The 15,375-nt window shown below is 62.2% G+C and carries 14 protein-coding genes; 7 read left to right on the forward strand and 7 right to left on the reverse strand.

Features of this window, described 5'->3' with window-relative positions; genetic code table 11:
• Positions 1-62 precede the first annotated feature (62 nt).
• Positions 63-992: an alpha/beta fold hydrolase gene (locus CQ041_RS05980; RefSeq protein ID WP_105521863.1), complete on the forward strand. Its 930-nt coding sequence runs from the start codon at positions 63-65 to the stop codon at positions 990-992.
• A 264-nt stretch (positions 993-1,256) separates the two neighbouring features.
• Here CQ041_RS05980 and CQ041_RS05985 read toward each other — a convergent pair whose 3' ends face one another.
• Together CQ041_RS05985 and CQ041_RS05990 are read right to left on the reverse strand one after the other, a co-directional pair.
• Complete coding sequence (locus CQ041_RS05985) at positions 1,257-2,207, reverse strand: alpha-E domain-containing protein (protein WP_105521553.1); 951 nt, start codon at positions 2,205-2,207, stop codon at positions 1,257-1,259.
• 2 nt (positions 2,208-2,209) lie between these two features.
• Positions 2,210-3,619: a circularly permuted type 2 ATP-grasp protein gene (locus tag CQ041_RS05990; RefSeq protein ID WP_105521554.1), complete on the reverse strand. Its 1,410-nt coding sequence runs from the start codon at positions 3,617-3,619 to the stop codon at positions 2,210-2,212.
• A 407-nt stretch (positions 3,620-4,026) separates the two neighbouring features.
• On the opposite strand from CQ041_RS05990, the gene CQ041_RS05995 reads away from it, so the two are divergent.
• The 3 genes from CQ041_RS05995 (at position 4,027) to CQ041_RS26510 (ending at position 5,013) form a co-directional block, all read left to right on the forward strand.
• Complete coding sequence (locus CQ041_RS05995; protein WP_105521555.1) at positions 4,027-4,572, forward strand: hypothetical protein; 546 nt, start codon at positions 4,027-4,029, stop codon at positions 4,570-4,572.
• An 82-nt stretch (positions 4,573-4,654) separates the two neighbouring features.
• A complete protein-coding gene (locus CQ041_RS06000) occupies positions 4,655-4,867 on the forward strand; it encodes a hypothetical protein (RefSeq protein ID WP_105521556.1) in 213 nt (70 codons plus the stop codon).
• Between the two features lie 11 nt (positions 4,868-4,878).
• Positions 4,879-5,013 (forward strand): hypothetical protein, encoded by a 135-nt coding sequence (locus CQ041_RS26510; protein WP_256586744.1) that lies wholly within the window; start codon positions 4,879-4,881, stop codon positions 5,011-5,013.
• On the opposite strand, the gene CQ041_RS06005 is transcribed toward CQ041_RS26510, so the two are convergent.
• Both CQ041_RS06005 and CQ041_RS06010 read right to left on the reverse strand, forming a co-directional pair.
• Positions 5,004-6,356 carry a sodium:proton antiporter gene (locus CQ041_RS06005; protein ID WP_105521557.1) on the reverse strand — a complete coding sequence of 451 codons (1,353 nt, stop codon included), beginning with the start codon at positions 6,354-6,356 and terminating at the stop codon, positions 5,004-5,006. The genes CQ041_RS26510 and CQ041_RS06005 overlap by 10 nt on opposite strands.
• 63 nt (positions 6,357-6,419) lie before the next feature.
• Positions 6,420-6,863, reverse strand: coding sequence for an Lrp/AsnC family transcriptional regulator (locus CQ041_RS06010; protein WP_105521558.1), 444 nt, complete (start codon positions 6,861-6,863; stop codon positions 6,420-6,422).
• Between the two features lie 108 nt (positions 6,864-6,971).
• On the opposite strand from CQ041_RS06010, the gene CQ041_RS06015 reads away from it, so the two are divergent.
• Positions 6,972-7,874 carry a DMT family transporter gene (locus tag CQ041_RS06015; RefSeq protein ID WP_105521559.1) on the forward strand — a complete coding sequence of 301 codons (903 nt, stop codon included), beginning with the start codon at positions 6,972-6,974 and terminating at the stop codon, positions 7,872-7,874.
• On the opposite strand, the gene CQ041_RS06020 is transcribed toward CQ041_RS06015, so the two are convergent.
• The 3 genes from CQ041_RS06020 to CQ041_RS06030 all read right to left on the reverse strand — a co-directional run bounded on the left by CQ041_RS06020 (position 7,852) and on the right by CQ041_RS06030 (position 11,372).
• Positions 7,852-9,831, reverse strand: coding sequence for a U32 family peptidase (locus tag CQ041_RS06020; RefSeq protein WP_105521560.1), 1,980 nt, complete (start codon positions 9,829-9,831; stop codon positions 7,852-7,854). The two genes, CQ041_RS06015 and CQ041_RS06020, sit on opposite strands and share 23 nt — an antisense overlap.
• A gap of 163 nt (positions 9,832-9,994) precedes the next feature.
• Positions 9,995-10,375 (reverse strand): RidA family protein, encoded by a 381-nt coding sequence (locus CQ041_RS06025; RefSeq protein ID WP_105521561.1) that lies wholly within the window; start codon positions 10,373-10,375, stop codon positions 9,995-9,997.
• Between the two features lie 127 nt (positions 10,376-10,502).
• Positions 10,503-11,372 (reverse strand): oxaloacetate decarboxylase, encoded by an 870-nt coding sequence (locus CQ041_RS06030; protein ID WP_105521562.1) that lies wholly within the window; start codon positions 11,370-11,372, stop codon positions 10,503-10,505.
• A 337-nt stretch (positions 11,373-11,709) separates the two neighbouring features.
• Here CQ041_RS06030 and CQ041_RS06035 point away from each other — a divergent pair, with 337 nt between their 5' ends.
• Entirely contained in the window at positions 11,710-13,866 is a 2,157-nt protein-coding gene (locus CQ041_RS06035; protein WP_105521563.1) for a PQQ-dependent dehydrogenase, methanol/ethanol family, read from the forward strand.
• Positions 13,867-13,932: 66 nt separating this feature from the next.
• Positions 13,933-15,369, forward strand: coding sequence for an aldehyde dehydrogenase (aldA, locus tag CQ041_RS06040; protein ID WP_105521564.1), 1,437 nt, complete (start codon positions 13,933-13,935; stop codon positions 15,367-15,369).
• The last annotated feature ends 6 nt before the right edge of the window (positions 15,370-15,375 follow it).

A 15,375-nucleotide genomic window follows, 5' to 3' on the forward strand; every position in this document is an offset into this window, starting at 1 on the left:
TGATGCTGGCGCCAGCGCGGGCCTTGTTGCAGGCTGCGCAAAACCTTGAACAAGGCCATGCCATGAGCCAGCAGATTATCCCGGTCAACGGTATTGAATTGTGCGTACACATCGAAGGCCCCGAGCAGGGCGAGCCGATCTGGTTGTTGCACGGCTTCCCTGAATGCTGGCACTCCTGGCGCGAGCAGATTCCTGCGCTGGTGGCAGCAGGCTATCGGGTATTCGCGCCGGAGATGCGCGGATATGGCGCGTCGAGTTCACCGGCTGAGATCAGCGACTACGATCTACTCACGCTGTGCGGCGATATCCAGCAGGCCATGGACTATTTTGGTCATACGCAGGTGGTGATGGTCGGCCATGACTGGGGCGCCGTGGTGGCCTGGCACCTGGCGTTGCTTGAACCCGAACGCGTCCGCCGTTTGATCACGATGTCGGTACCGTTTGCCGGGCGCGCCCGTCGGCCGGTGATCGAGATCCTGCGCGAGCTGTACGCCGAGCGTTTCAACTACATCCTCTACTTCCAGGCGCCCGGTGTGGCTGAGCAGGAATTGGATGCGGATATCGAGCGCACGCTGCGGTTTTTCATGCAGGCGCAGGATGTGTTCCTGCAGACGAAACCGGCCACTGCACGGTTGCTCGAGGGTGTTGCAGAACCCGACGCCTTGCCGGCGTGGTGCACACGCAAGGACCTCGACGTTTACGTGCAAAGCTTTGCGGAACACGGTTTTCGCGGTGCATTGAACTGGTATCGCAATTTTGAGCGCAACTGGCACAGCACCGAATGCCTCAGTGGCCGACAGGTGCTGCAACCCACGCTGTTCCTGATTGGCGACCGCGACCCGGTCGGTGTCTTCGAAGCCCATACCCTCAAGCGCATGCCCGAGACGGTGCCGAATCTTGAACAGCAGGTGCTGGCCAACTGCGGCCACTGGATCCAGAACGAACAGTCCCGGCAGGTCAACCGCCTGATCCTCGCGTTCCTGTCACATTGAAGACCCCATCGGTGGGCAGCGGTCAGTACCTCATTGACTGACCCACCGCCATCGGGGGCAAGCCCCCTCCCACAGGTTTACCGGGCAGTGTCATCTGGATCGGGTTGGCGCGGTCCAATGTGGGAGGGGGCAAGCCCCCTCCCACAGGTTTACCGGGCAGTGTCATCTGGATTCGGGTTGGCGCGGTCCAATGTGGGAGGGGGCTTGCCCCCGATAGCGGCGTGTCCGTCAGTACATCGATACAGACTTATCCCCCTGTGTGGCTCAAACCACTTCGAGGTACGAGCTGTGGATGGCCCGCGCCAGTTCGCGCACGGTGTCGATGAACTCGGTCAGGCGGCTGTGCAGGCCGGCTTCGAGGATTTCGTCGATGCCGGTGTAGCGCAGCCGCGCCTCGAACTCTGCCGCGAGGCGCTGAGCCGTTCGCCCATAGCTGCCGGGCAGGTCCGCGAGGATATGGCTCAATTCCTCGATACAGGCGTGCAGCGAGCGCGGGACGTCGCTGCGCAACAGCAACAGCTCTGACACCGAGCGTGCATTCAGCGCATTCGGGTACAGCTCGGTGTAGGCCTCGAACGACGACAACGCGCGCAACAGGGCGCTCCACTGGTAATAGCCACGTGCCGACAGGTCGCTGACCTCTTCCGATTCCTCGCCGAACATCTCGTAGCGCGCATCCAGCAGGCGCAAGGTGTTGTCCGCGCGCTCGACAAAGGTGCCCAGGCGAATGAACCGATAGGCGTCATTGCGCATGATGGTCCCGGATGTCGCCCCACGAAACAGGTGTGAGCGCTGCTTGACCCAGTCACAAAAGTGGCTGATGCCGTGCCGCGCCAGTCCTCCGGCGGCGATGCTGCGCATTTCCAGCCAGGTGGCGTTGAGGTTTTCCCACATGTCGGCGGTGATGCGGCCGCGCACCGCATGGGCATTGCCTCGCGCGGCACGCAGGCAGTTATAGATGCTGGCGGGGTTTTCTTCGTCAAGGGCGAAGAAGTGCAGCATGCGTTCGGCGTCCAGTTGCGAGTGCCGTTCCAGGTAGCTGTCCAGGGTGCCGCTGCTGAGCAACGACATCGCCAGTTCGTCCAGCCCGTCGCTGCGCCCGGCCTGGGGCATCAGCGACAGCGAATAACTCACCTCGAGCATGCGCGCCAGGTTCTCGGCGCGCTCCAGGTAACGGGACATCCAATACAGATCTGCGGCGGTTCTACTCAACATGCTCAGTCCTCCACCACCCAGGTGTCCTTGGTTCCGCCGCCCTGCGACGAGTTGACGATCAGTGAACCTTCACGCAACGCCACGCGTGTCAGGCCACCGGGTACCAGGCGGGTTTCCTTGCCGGACAGCACAAAGGGCCGCAGGTCGATATGCCGGGGCGCGATGCCGTTTTCGACAAAGGTGGGGCAGGTGGACAGGCTCAGGGTGGGTTGGGCGATGTATGCGTGGGGCCGCGCCTTGATGCGCTGGCGAAAATCCTCGATTTCGGCAGCGGTGGACGCCGGCCCGACCAGCATGCCGTAGCCGCCAGAGCCCTGGGTTTCCTTGACCACCAGGTCTGGCAGGTGGGCCAGCACATGGGACAGTTCGTCAGGCTTGCGGCACTGGAACGTCGGCACGTTTTGCAGCACCGGTTCTTCATCGAGGTAGAAGCGGATCATTTCCGGCACATAAGGGTAAATCGACTTGTCATCGGCCACGCCGGTGCCGATCGCGTTGGCCAGCACTACGTTGCCCGCGCAATACGCCGCGACCAGCCCCGGTACGCCGAGCATGGATTCGGGGTTGAACGCCTGGGGGTCGAGGAACGCGTCGTCGATGCGGCGGTAGATCACGTCCACGGCCTTGGGGCCGTCGGTGGTACGCATGAACACCTTGAGGTCGTGCACGAACAGGTCGGCGCCTTCCACCAGTTCCACGCCCATTTCCCGGGCCAGGAACGCATGCTCGAAGAACGCGCTGTTGAAGCGGCCCGGGGTCAGCACCACCACGTTGGGATTGTCCAGGCGGCTGGCGCTTTTCAGGGTCTTGAGCAGCAGGTTGGGGTAGTGGTCCACCGGGGCGATCCGCTGTTTGGCGAACACCTCGGGAAACAGGCGCATCATCATCTTGCGGTCTTCGAGCATGTAGCTCACGCCGCTGGGGGTGCGCAGGTTGTCTTCCAGCACGTAGTAGGTGCCGTCACCGTCGCGCACCAGGTCGACACCGGAGATGTGGGAATAGATGTCGCGGTGCAGGTCCAAGCCGACCATTGCCTTCTGATAGCCCTCGTTGCCCAGCACCTGGTCCGCCGGAATGATCCCGGCTTTGATGATGCGTTGGTCGTGGTAGATGTCGGCGAGAAACATGTTCAGCGCCGTAACGCGTTGGATGCAGCCGCGTTCGATCACGCTCCACTCGCTGGCGGGGATGCTGCGGGGGATGATATCGAAGGGGATCAGGCGTTCAGTGTCTTGCTCGTCGCCGTACAGGGTGAAGGTGATGCCGGCGCGATGGAAGAGCAAGTCGGCTTCGCGGCGACGCTGGGCCAGCACTTCGGGTGGCGTGTTGGCCAGCCAGCGGGAAAAATCCTGATAGTGCGCACGGCACACGCCATTTGCGTCATTCATTTCATCGAAGAAAGATCGAGCCATTCCAGTACCTTGTCAGTGCCGAGGGAAGCGTGGGTGGCACTGCCGCTTTGAAAAACGCATGTTTATGAGCCCGTGGCGCAGGGTGCCATAGGGCCTGGTCCTTGTTTTCTTATGGGATCGGCTCTGGGTCGGGGGGTAACGAATGCTCCTGTGTGCGGGCGGTAGTGAAGGGATAAAGCAATGCGTGTGCCGGAATGCCCGGTTTGTTCATTCCAGAGCGTCATGTGGGTCAGCCGCGTGCTTATTGCCCTACGGAAGTTCCTGTATACGCCTGTTTTCAATCATCCAAGCACCTGTTCCGCGCTTCAGTGACGTGCGCGCTGCGCCTCATAATGGTGCGCGAGCGAACTGAACTTCATCGGCCCCCCGTTCATCTAACCAGTCTTGACCCTGTGTGGAGCACGCCCGTGCCCAGAATCATCTCCCCCTTGAATCCTGAAGCGACGTTGACCGATCACAGCGAGCACAACGCCAAGATCTTCGGGTCACCCAAGGATCGCCTGGATTTCTACCGACGCGAGATCCAGTACGAAACCACCATCCTCGCCAACCGCACGGACGCCTACCTGACGGCGCAATCCTTTCTGGTCATCGCCTTCGTGTCCGGCATGGGCAACCTCAATCCTGAATGGGGCAAGCTGTTCACCCTGGTGATCCCATTGTTTCTCGCGCTGTTGGGCATTCTCAGCTCCCTCAACGCGTGGCCGGGGATACGGGCGGCGTATGACATCATCGATCACTGGCACTTCAAGCAGAGCCACCTGCTGCACAGTGAGCCGGTGATGGGCCTGGCCTACGATGAGTCGCCGCTGTTTTCCGAACGCGAGTCTTCCCACAAGGGCTATCGCAAGTCGCTGCTGTTTTCGGTGCGTACCCCGTGGATTTTCATGGTGTTCTGGGTCCTGCTGGCGGCCTATGCGTTCTACATCCAGGTGGATAATCCCGGAGGCTGAACAACTGAATGGAACTTCATTGGTTTGGCCGGCGCCTTAGCTTTACGCAGGTAAAAATTCAGACCCTGCAAAGAGGTGACCCATGAGCAATGATCACGACCCTCAAGTTGACGGCCGCAACGACCCGGCCATCGACGGCGGCGAACCGGCACCGGGTACCGCGGCCGACGCGCCCAAGGACCCGACGCCCGCCAGCGACCCGGATGCCAAGGACAACGACTACAGCCCGGACTTCAAGCCCGAGCCGGAAGTCAAGCCTGAAACCGATGCCGACATCGATACCCAAGGCGGCTAGAGGAGACCAGCATGTCTAAAGAACTGGACGACGAACTCAACGACCCAGGCAACGAAGACCCGGGCTCCTTGATGGATGACGCAGAAGTGCCGCTCAATGATCTGGACGAAGCAGCGGATGTGGGCAACAGCGAGAATCAGGACTGATCGTCCGCTTTGGCTCGTCGTTCATACCAGGCCAGCATTGGTTGGGTGCTCAACCCATGAACGACGATGCTCAAGGCGATCACCGATAAGGTGAGGTTCACGGCTACCGCACTGCTGGTGCCGATGAGCCCGTGGTTCAGCGCGTAGAACAGGTAGTAGATGCTGCCAATCCCCCGAATGCCAAACCAACCCACCAGCCCGCGTTGACGGCCCGTGAGCAATTGCCCCCAAGGCATCGCCAGCACGCTGACTGGCCGGATTACGCAAAACAGCAGTGCGGCAATCGGCAATGCACGCCAATCCCAATGGCTGGCGAGCACCACACCGAGCACCGTCACCAGGAAAACCTCCATCGAGCGTTCCACCAGGCTGCCAAACGACAGCATGTCGCCCATCATCACGCCGGCGGCGATCTGCGTGTCTTGAAGCTCACTGACGTCGCCTTTCAACGCTCGATCCGGCTCCACTTCCAGGTGACCCACTACCGGTAGCGCCAGGTGTTCGGACGGCGTCCGGGAATTGCCGGTGGACCTGAACTCGGCCTGGCGCAGACCCAATCCTGCCGCGAAGACCGAGAGAAACCCGTAGCCGCCCATCGCCTCGGCCACCACGTAAGCCAGGGCGATCAGGGCCAATGTCAGGTAGTCATTCGGGGACAGTGTGCTGTCGCTGTGGGTGATGCGCAGCCATAACGTCAGGCGCCCGATGCCGCGGCCCATCCAGTAACCGATCAGCAGTCCTGCAGGCACCGCCCAGAGAAGGTTCTTCAGGACCCAGCCGTTGAACCAATCACCGTCGAATCCGCCGTGCTGCATGAACAGCAGGGCGAAGATCACGAAGGGGAATGCGGTGCCGTCATTCATTCCCGCCTCGCCGGACAAGCCGAAGCGCAAGGCGTCATAGTCCTGCGCATCGTTGACCTGAACCAGCCCCGCCAGCACGGGGTCGGTAGGCGCCAGGATCGCCCCGACCATCAACGACACCCCCCATGACAGCGCGAACAGGTAGTGCAACGCCAGGCAGATCCCCAGGATGGTCAGCAACATCACTGGCCCCGCCATGCCATAGGCGATGCGCCACATGCGGTGCCTGAGGGGCAGGCGCAGTTTCAGGCCGCTGACGAACAGTGAAAACAGTACAGCGACTTCAGTGAGGTGCTCCATCCAGCGCGCCGAGCCCTTGATGTCCAGGTGCAGCAGGTCCACGCCCAACGGCCCGATGGCCACACCCAGTAACAGGCACACGGCGGACGTCGTGACCGGCATCCAGCGTAGATAGGAGGAGGTGAGGGCGAGGGTGAGCAATACGGCGCCCAGTACGGCCATCCATAGAATAAAGGTCATCGAACCAGTCCTGGGCCGTGGTAGATCCACGTTGGAGAGTGGCCTCAGGAAGCTGGTTCAATATCATTCGCCCGCCAACGGTGGCAGCCGCCGTTTCACCGGGGTTTTCTTGACGATGGCCGTGTTGGTTTCGGCGTAGGCATTCAGGCGGTCGAGCAGGCTGTCCAAGTGATCCATGGTGCGCACATGCAGGCGCGCGATAAAGCAGTCTTCGCCGGTAACCTTGTCGCACTCGGTGAACTCGGGGATCGCCTGGATCTGCCGCTCGACTTCGTGCAACTTGCCGGGCAGGGGGCGGATACGCACGATGGCTTGCAGCAGGTAGCCGAAGTGTTTGGGGTCGATGGTGACCGTGTAGTGGGTGAGCACGCCGCGCTCCTCCAGGCGCCGCAACCGTTCGCTGACGCTGGGTGACGACAGCCCGGTGATGCCCGCCAGTGCCTTGAGTGACAAGCGCGAGTCATCCATCAAAGCGACGATCAGTTGCTGGTCGATAGTGTCGATCATGAAGTCTGCCTAATAAGAAAAGGTCAACGGGGCATTTCGCCTTAGTTACTCACTGGAGCGGTTGCAGCGCAGATTGCCATACTTGAGCCTCACTTGAGGAGCCTATACATGGACACTTCCATTCGTCGCGGGTCGTGGGAAATGGTCGCCGCCATGCTGATTTCGGGCACTATCGGCTGGTTTGTGCTGGTGTCGGGTGTGTCGGTGATCGAAGTGGTGTTCTGGCGCTGCGTCATCGGCGGGCTGACGCTGCTGCTGGTGTGCGCGGGGTTGGGCTACCTGCGGCGCGATCTGCTCAGTTGGCAGGCATTGGGCCTGGCAATGCTCAGTGGCCTGGCGATTGTCGGCAATTGGCTATTGCTGTTCGAGTCCTACTCACGGGCGTCCATCGCCATCAGCACAGCGGTGTACAACGTGCAGCCGTTCATGCTGGTGATGCTGGCAGCGGTGTTCCTGGGCGAAAAGATCACCGTGCAGAAACTTGCCTGGCTGAGTCTGGCCTTTGTCGGCATGTTGGCAATCGTCACGGCTCACGGCGCGCGTCAGGGCGGTGGCGAATACCTGATGGGGGTCGTTTTGGCACTGGGCGCGGCATTTCTCTATGCGGTAGCGGCATTGATCATCAAGCGCTTGAAGGGTATACCGCCGCACCTGCTGGCGCTGATCCAGGTTACGACCGGTGCGCTGCTGCTGGCGCCGCTGGTGCCCTGGAACACCCTGCCGGTCGCCCCGAATGCCTGGGCGGCACTGGCCACACTCGGCGTGGTGCATACCGGCGTGATGTACGTGCTGCTCTACGGTGCGATCCAGAAACTGCCGACGGCCTTGACCGGCGCCCTGTCGTTCATCTATCCGATTGCGGCGATCTTCGTCGATTGGATCGCCTTCGGGCATCGGTTGGGCGCGCTGCAATGGCTGGGGGTGGCAGCGATTCTGCTGGCGGCTGCGGGGTTGCAGCGGGGCTGGTGGTGGCCCCGCTCCCGGAGGGTCAGTGCGTGCCCTGAAAGATGATGTTTTCCGGGTTGAAATGCTCTACCGCGCTGCCTGGTTGCGGCAAGCCAAGGATATGCCCCTTGATCTTGCCCACCACGTGCATCTCGCACGGCTTGCAGTCGAACTTCAGCGTCAGCACTTCATCGCCATGGATCAATTGCATCGGCGCCACCTTGGTCTTCACCCCCGTCACACCCTTGGCCTGTTTCGGGCACAGGTTGAACGAGAAACGCAGGCAGTGCTTGGTGATCATCACCGGCACTTCGCCGGTTTCTTCATGGGCTTCAAAGGCCGCGTCGATCAGCTTGACGCCGTGACGGTGGTAGAAGTCGCGGGCCTTCTGGTTGTAGACGTTGGCCAGGAACGACAGGTGGGCCTCCGGGTACACCGGCGGCGGGGTGCTTTCGGCTTTGCGGCCACCGCGCGGGTGCGCAGCCACACGGGCGGCGGTCAGCGCCTCGATCACTTCGCGGCGCAAGGCCTTGAGCTGCGAGTTGGGGATGAAGAACGCCTGCGGTGCATCCAGCTGGATGTCGGTGGCGTGGTATTCGGTGGTACCCAGTTGGCCGAGCAGGTCGCGCAGGGTGTCCAGCGCCTGTTCCGGTTTGTTGGCCACGCCAAATGGGCCGGGCAGGGTGACACTGGCGCTGATGCCTTCTTCGCTGGTCGCCGTGACTTCAAGCTGCGCTTCGCGCAGACGCGCGGCCCAGGTCAGGCCGATTCGACGTTCGGACGACGTCTTGAGCAGCGCCTGTTGCCAGTTATGGTCCAGGTTGCGGTTCAGCGGGTGGTTCGGGCGCAACTGGTGCAGGCCGGCGGGCATTTCGTTCGGCTCGACGCGGTAGCGGTAGCGCTTCTGGCCGTCTTCTTCGAATTCGCCCTTAGGCTCGGCGATGTTGGCACGGAAACCCACCACTTCGCGCTTGACCAGCACATTGAGGCCGTCGCCATTGGACAGTGGCTCATGGGTGACCACCTGCAAGTCACGCTTGCCGGCTTTCTCTACCACGCCGACCGGCAGGCCGGTGAAGGTCGGGGTGTCGAAGGCGCCGATGTCGACCTTGCGGTCGGTCACGAAATAGTCGGTGCTGCCACGGTGGAAGGTTTTTTCCGGGTCCGGCAGGAAGAAGTGCGCGGTACGCCCGCTGGAGGCACGGGCCAGGTCCGGGCGGTCTTCAAGCACTTCATCGAGGCGCTGGCGGTAGTAGGCGGTGATGTTCTTCACATAGCCCATGTCCTTGTAGCGACCTTCGATCTTGAACGAACGCACGCCGGCCTCGACCAGCGCGCGAATGTTGGCGCTCTGGTTGTTGTCTTTCATCGACAACAGGTGCTTTTCGAAGGCCACGACGCGGCCCTGGTCATCTTTCAAGGTGTACGGCAGGCGGCAGGCCTGGGAGCAGTCGCCACGGTTGGCGCTGCGGCCGTTCTGCGCGTGGGAGATGTTGCACTGCCCGGAGAACGCCACGCACAGGGCGCCGTGGATGAAGAACTCGATGGCGGCATCGGTCTCGTCGGCGATGGCGCGGATCTCTTGCAGGTTCAGCTCGCGGGCCAGTACCAGCTGGGAGAAGCCGGCCTGGTCGAGAAACTTGGCGCGGCCCAGGGTGCGGATGTCGGTCTGGGTACTGGCGTGCAGCTCGATCGGCGGGATATCCAGCTCCATCACGCCCAGGTCTTGCACGATCAACGCATCGACGCCGGCATCGTAGAGCTGATGGATCAGCTTGCGCGCAGGTTCGAGCTCGTTGTCATGCAAGATGGTGTTGATGGTGGTGAACACGCGCGCGTGATAACGGCGGGCGAATTCGACCAGGGACGCGATATCGCTCACGTCGTTACAGGCGTTGTGGCGGGCACCAAAGCTTGGGCCGCCAATGTAGATGGCGTCGGCGCCATGCAAGATGGCCTCGCGCGCGATGGCCACATCGCGGGCAGGGCTGAGCAATTCCAGGTGGTGCTTGGGCAAGGACATAGTTTTTTTAGTCAGGCTTGTCACGGTTGAGGCGGGCATTGTAGCTGTAAATGTGGGAGGGGGCTTGCCCCCGATTGCGGTGTGTCAGGCCACTCATCTGCTGGCTGGCCTACCGTCATCGGGGGCAAGCCCCTTCCCACATGGGTGTTGTGCTTGATTCGGCTCAGGCTTTTGCGGCCATTGCGGTCACTTCCACGCGCATGCCGTCAACCGCCAACGCCGCGACGCCAACCGCCGCCCGTACAGGCCACGGCTTGGCAAAGTAGCGCTTGTAGACTTCGTTGAATGCCGCACGGTCGGCCATGTCGGTCAGGTAGATCGTCAGGTGCATCACCCGGTCCATGCCGCTGCCAGCCTTTTCCAGGGCCACTTTCAGCGCCTGCAGCGTGCATTCGCTTTGCGCAGTGATATCGCCCAGCTCCAGGCTGCCGTCGGCACGGGTGGGGATCTGGGTGGAGACCAGGATGCCGTTGAAGCCGACGACATCGGAGGAAATGGAGTCTGCGTCCGGGTCGGGGGTGTAGGACAGGTCTTGATTGGCCATGGGCGCCTCTTGTTGACGGTAAACAGAAGGCGCCCATGGTCCTCGAAAAGCGCGGCTGGGGCAAACCGGGCCAGCAGCCTGGTTGCCACCGCCGATGGTGCGGTGGATCGCGTTGCCGAGGGTGCGACTACTCTTTCACATCCATGAACTCTTCAGCCCACGCCACATAGCTTTCCGGCAGTGTGTAGGTGTGCGTCAACTCGGTGGCACTCAGGTTATCCGTGCTGTGGGTCAACTGGCGCTGGGCGCGCAGGCTGTCATACGTGGCTTTGATCGCCGCAAAGTAGGCACCGTGGCCAGCCACCACTACCCGAACGCCAAGGCTGGCCAGGCGCTGCGGGTCGTTGAGTTTGGGGTTGCCGTAGGTCACCAGCATCAGCGGGACCGTGAGGTGTTCCGCGATCTTCTCCAGGTGCTCGAAATCACTCACGCCCACCATGCAGATCCCGTCGGCACCGGCTTTCTGGTAAGCCAGGGTGCGTTCGATCACCGCTTCGGTCGGTAGAACTCCGGCGTTGGTGCGCGCGATGATCGACAGTTCCGGATCCACACGCGCTTCCAGCGCGGCGCGGACCTTGCCGATGCCTTCGTCGATGGAGATCAGGTCGGTGGATTTGCGCCCGAATTGCGCGGGCAGCAGGGTGTCTTCGATGGTCAACGCGGCCACGCCGGCGCGCTCGAGTTCTTCGACGGTGCGCATGACGTTGAGGGCGTTGCCGTAGCCGTGGTCGGCGTCCGCGATAAACGGCAGTTGGGCGACGCGGCCGATGCGGGTGGCCTGTTCAACGAACTCACTCAGCGTGATCAATGCAAAATCAGGTGCTGCCAAGACCTGAAGCGAGGCCACGGAGCCCCCCAGGATGCCAACCTCAAAACCCAGGTCGGCGGCGATACGTGCAGACATCGGGTCAAAGACAGAAGCGGTTTCAACGCAGGTGGGCGTTGCAAGCAGTTCACGGAAATTGCGGCGCAGGGCTGTGTGAGACTTTTTCGGCATGATCTTTCCTGGTGTTGGCCATCGTCGAGACACGATCAAGCCGATTCATTTAGTCGTAGTCGTAGGAGATTACCACGCAGCAGCCTAAGCAATTATGTCGCTTGGGCATGGGCCATGCGTTATGCACATAACCCAAGGGTGACCGGTCCTGTGTCGCAGCGATGACGCAGTTGTCGCAGCACATGCGACAACTGTCGCACCCGCGACAATCCTGCGCCACAACCCAAACCCCTGTAAACAGGCACTTTCAGGCCAGTCGGCGACATGGCATGGGGGTTGCTGAGCTCCTGTTGCGCAGCGCGAATGCTTCGCTACTAATAAGAATCAGGAGTTCTCCATGCCGCAGACCAGCCTCGCCACCATTCGCAAGATGCCGCTCAACGCCCTGTTTGTTGCACTGGCCATCCACCTCAGTACCGCACCGGCCTGGGCGCAGGACATGCCGGCCAACGTCGACGGCCAGCGCATCATCGCTGCCGACAAGGAGCCCGGTAACTGGATGAGCACCGGGCGTACCTACGATGAACAGCGCTACAGCCCGCTCAATGACATCAACGCGCAGAACGTCGGCCAGTTGGGCCTGGCGTGGAGCTACAAGCTCGACCTGGATCGCGGTGTGGAAGCCACGCCTATCGTGGTGGATGGCGTGATGTACACCACCGGGCCATTTTCCGTGGTGTATGCCCTGGATGCGCGAGACGGCAAGCTGCTGTGGAAATATGACCCCAAGTCCGACCGCAACCGCGCGGGCGAAGCCTGTTGTGACGCGGTGAACCGGGGCGTGGCGGTGTGGAAGGGCAAGGTGTATGTCGGCGTGCTCGACGGTCGCCTGGAAGCCATTGACGCCAAGACCGGCCAACGGGCCTGGTCGGTGGACACCCGGGCCGACCACAAGCGCAGCTACACCATCACCGGCGCACCTCGCGTGGTCAACGGCAAGGTGGTGATCGGCAACGGTGGCGCCGAGTTTGGCGTGCGTGGCTACGTCACCGCCTACGACGCAGAATCCGGCAAGCAGGCGTGGCGCTTCTACACGGTGCCCGGCGATCCCAAGCTGCCGCCGGAAGACAAGGCCATGGAGATTGCCGCCAAGACCTGGCACGGCGACGCCTTCGTCGAACAGGGCGGCGGCGGCACCGCGTGGGACTCGTTTGCCTACGATCCGGAGCTGAACCTCTTGTACATCGGCGTCGGCAACGGGTCGATGTGGGACCCGAAATGGCGCAGCCAGGCCAAGGGTGACAACCTTTTCCTGTCTTCGATCGTCGCGGTCAACGCCGACACAGGCGAGTACGCCTGGCACTACCAGACCACACCGGGCGACGCCTGGGACTACACCGCTACCCAGCACATGATCCTCGCCGAGCTGCCGATTGACGGCCAGCAACGCAAGGTGCTGATGCAGGCGCCCAAGAACGGCTTCTTTTATGTGATCGACCGTGCCACCGGCGAGTTGCTCTCCGCCAAGGGCATCGTGCCGCAGAGCTGGACCAAGGGCATGGACATGAAAACCGGCCGGCCGATTCTCGACGAGGAAAACGCCGCCTATTGGAAAGACGGCAAGCGCAAGCTGGTCACGCCGGCTTTCTGGGGCGCCCACGACTGGCAGCCGATGTCCTACAACCCCACAACTGGCTTGGTGTATATCCCGGCGCACATCATGTCCGCCTACTACGAACACATCCCGGAAGCCCCCAAGCGCAACCCGTTCAAGAGCATGTACCAGTTGGGCCTGCGCACCGGGATGATGCCCGAGAACGCCGAGGGCCTGCTGGAAATGGCCAAGGGCTGGTCGGGCAAGCTGATCGCCTGGGACCCGGTCAAGCAGAAAGCCGCCTGGGAAGTGCCGTATGTGACCATCTTCAACGGCGGCACGCTGAGCACCGCCGGCAACCTGGTGTTCGAGGGCAGCGCCGACGGGCGGGTGATCGCCTACGCGGCTGACACCGGCAAGAAACTCTGGGAACAACCGGCCGCCAGCGGCGTGATGGCGGCGCCGATCACCTACAGCGTGGACGGTGAGCAATACGTCACGTTCATGGCCGGTTGGGGCGGCGCGTTTTCCACCTTCGCCGGGGCCTTGTCGCTGCGGGCCGGCGTGCAGCCGTTCTCCCAGGTGCTGACCTACAAGCTCGGTGGCACGGCGAAACTGCGTGAGCCCGCGCCGCCTGCCAACACCCCTGAACCACCGGCGTTGAGCACCGACACCGCGTCGATCGAGGCCGGCGCCAAGCTCTATGACGGTTATTGCTCGCAGTGCCACGGCATCCATGCCGTCAGCGGCGGCGTGCTGCCGGACCTGCGCAAGCTGACCCAGGAAAAACACCAGATGTTCCTCGGCATTCTGTTTGGCGGTCGCGTACCGGATGGCATGCCGTCGTTTGCCGACGCCTTTACCCCTGAACAGGTGGACCAGATCCATCAGTACCTGATCAAGCGCAGCCATGACCTGAAAAAAGAAGGCGGTGTCTGGAAAACCTTCAGCGCCCAGTAACGGCCCCGTGCGCGCCGGCCGTGGGGCGGGCGCGCGTGTTTTGACTTTGTCCGCGAGAGCACTCCAATGCCTGAATTGAACGACTACCAGAATTTCATCGCCAACGCCTTCGTGCCCAGCGACCAGCACATCGACGTCCACAACCCGGCCAATGCCACACTGTTGGGGCGGGTGCCGCAGGCCAGCCACGACCAGGTCGAGGCGGCCATCGCTGCCGCCCGCCAGGCGCAGAAACCCTGGGCCGCACGCCCGGCCATCGAACGTGCCGGCTACTTGCGTGCGATCGCCACCAAGGTGCGCGACAACGCCGAGCGCCTGGCGCACATCATCACCGCCGAGCAAGGCAAGGTGCTTGGGCTGGCCCGGGTGGAAGTGAACTTTACCGCCGACTACCTCGACTACATGGCCGAGTGGGCGCGGCGCCTGGAAGGCGAAGTGCTGACCAGTGACCGGGTGGGCGAGAGCATCTTCCTGTTGCGCAAGCCCTTGGGCGTGGTCGCCGGCGTATTGCCGTGGAATTTCCCGTTCTTCCTGATCGCCCGCAAGATGGCACCGGCGCTGATCACCGGTAATACCATCGTGATCAAGCCCAGCGAAGAAACCCCGATCAACTGTTTTGAATTTGCACGGCTGGTGGCCGAAACCGACCTGCCAGCAGGGGTGTTCAACGTGGTCAGCGGTACGGGCGCGACGGTCGGCCACAGCTTGACCAGCCACGCCGGCATCGACCTGATCAGCTTCACCGGCAGCGTCGGCACCGGCTCACGGATCATGGCTGCGGCAGCGCCTAACATTACCAAGCTCAACCTGGAACTCGGCGGCAAGGCCCCGGCGATAGTACTGGCGGATGCCGACCTCGAATTGGCGGCCAAGGCCATCACTGTGTCGCGCATCATCAACACTGGCCAGGTCTGCAACTGCGCCGAGCGTGTCTACGTGCAGCGCAAGGTCGCCGATTCGTTTATCGAACAGATTGCCGCGTCGATGGCAGCAACCCGCTACGGCGACCCTCTGGCCGAACAGGACCTGGACATGGGGCCGTTGATCAACCAGGCCGCGCTGGACAAGGTCGCCCGCATGGTCAAGACCGCGACGGGGCAGGGTGCCCAGGTGATCACGGGCGGTGCGGTGGCTGACAAGGGGCAGGGCTTCCACTACCAACCGACGGTGCTGGCCGGCTGTGGCAGCGACATGGAGATCATGCGCGAGGAGATTTTCGGGCCGGTGCTGCCGATCCAGATTGTCGACGACCTGGACGAAGCCATTGCCCTGGCCAACGCCAGTGAATACGGGCTCACCTCATCGCTGTACACCCGCAGCCTGAGCGCGGCGATGCAGGCCAGCAACCGCCTGGATTTCGGCGAAACCTACATCAACCGCGAAAACTTCGAGGCCATGCAAGGCTTCCACGCGGGCACCCGCAAGTCGGGTATTGGCGGGGCAGATGGCAAGCACGGGCTGTACGAGTACACCCATACCCATGTGGTGTATATCCAGATCTGATCCTTT

The organism is Pseudomonas sp. MYb60, assembly GCF_002979555.1.
GTDB lineage: Bacteria > Pseudomonadota > Gammaproteobacteria > Pseudomonadales > Pseudomonadaceae > Aquipseudomonas.